The organism is Nocardioides sp. IC4_145, from assembly GCF_011250565.1.
Taxonomy (GTDB): Bacteria; Actinomycetota; Actinomycetes; order Propionibacteriales; family Nocardioidaceae; genus Nocardioides.
This window is the reverse complement of record NZ_JAANMS010000081.1, coordinates 1,257-3,023: the sequence shown is the minus strand read 5'-3', so window position 1 is coordinate 3,023 and position 1,767 is coordinate 1,257. Positions and strand designations below refer to the sequence as shown.

1 protein-coding gene is annotated in these 1,767 nt (G+C 69.3%); it reads left to right on the top strand.

What is annotated here, in order from left to right; genetic code table 11:
• Positions 1-1,767, top strand: a 1,767-nt coding sequence (locus G6553_RS20455; protein WP_166196957.1) for a PAS domain-containing protein, incomplete at both ends; no start/stop codon positions are given.

Below are 1,767 nucleotides of genomic sequence, written 5' to 3'. Positions count from 1 at the left end.
CGACGCGGCAGGGGTCGGCGCCTTCGACTGGAACCTCACCACCGGCGAGCTTCGCTGGGACGAGCGCCTGCTCGAGCTGTTCGGCCTTGACCGGAACACCTTCGGCGGCACCATCGACGACTTCAGCGCCTCGGTGCATCCCGACGATCGCGACCGTGTGAGCGCTGCCTTGAACGACGCCATCGAGACGTGCGGCCGGTACGAGGCCGACTACCGCGTCGCGCGACCCGACGACACCATCCGCTGGGTAGAAGCACGCGGCCAGGCACTAGCCGGCCCAGACGGCACCGCCGTCCGCGTCCTTGGGGCCGCCTACGACGTCACCGCCGTCCGAGACGTCGACAGCCGGGTCGCACGCGTGCTCGAGGCCATGCCAACGGCGTTCTTCCAGCTCGACCGGGACTGGCGCTTCACCTACGTCAACCGCGAAGCGCAACGGCTCCTCGGCGCAGTCAGCGCCGACATCGTCGGCGGAAACATCTGGGAGCTCTTCCCGGCCTCGCGAGGTAGCGACTTCGAGACCTACTACCGCCGCGCCGTCGACACCAACGAGCCGGTCTCCTTCGAGGCCTACTACCCGCCACCGCTCAACGACTGGTACGAGGTACGCGCCTGGCCCGACCACGACGGCGGACTCGCGGTCTACTTCCTCGAGATCACCGAGCGACACGCCATGGTCGAGCAGCGCCGCGAAGCAGCCATCCGTGCCGCTCTGCTCAGCGAGGTGACCGACGCGCTCACCGACACCCTCGACGGGGACGAAGCCGTCGCACGCCTTGCCCAGATGCTCGTCCCGGTGCTGGGTGACTGGTGCGTCGTCACCCTTGTCGACGGAGCCGACCCCGCCGTCGACGCCCGCCTGTCCGGGAACTGGCGACGCCGTCTGCGAGACGTTGGCTGGTGGCACGCCGACCCCGACAAACGCGACCTCGTCGAGCGCTACACCGCCGTGCGCATCCCCGCCCTGGCCGACACCTCCTTCGTCGCCGAGACACTGCAACGCAACAAGTCGGTCTTCATCGCCGACCACGCCGCCGAGAAGATCAGCCAGGTCCTCCTCCCCGGTGAGGCACGCGAACTTGCCGAAGCGCTGGCGCCGGAGTCCGCCGTCGTCGTACCGCTGCGCGGACGCAACCGAACCGCCGGCCTGCTCACCATCTTCCGCGAGCAGGGACGGCTGACGTTCACCCCCTCGGACCTCGAGACCCTCGCCGAGCTCGCAGGCCGAGCCGGCCTCGCGCTCGACAACGCCCGGCTGTACACCGAGCAACGCAACCTCGCCGAGGGCCTACAACGAAGCCTGCTGACCGCGCCTCCTGAACCGGACCACGTGCACGTCGCGGTCCGCTACGAGCCCGCCGCAGAGGCAGCCCAGATCGGCGGGGACTGGTACGACGCATTCCTGCAACCCACGGGCGAGACAGTCCTCGTCATCGGCGATGTGGTGGGACACGACACCGAGGCCGCGGCTGCCATGGGCCAAGTGCGCGGACTCGTGCGCGGCATCGCCTTCACCACCGGTGAGAGCCCAGCGAACGTGCTGCGCCGTGCAGACGCGGCCATGCAGGGCCTACAGATCGAGACCACCGCCACGGCGATCGTCGCCCGCCTCGAGCAGACACCCTCAGAGATCGAGCAAGGCGTCACCCGCCTGCGCTGGTCCAACGCGGGACACCCGCCGCCGATCGCCCTCATCCCCGCCGATGACGGCGAAAGGCCTCGAATCGAGATCCTCCAGGCACCCGAGGCCAACCTGATCCTCGGCAT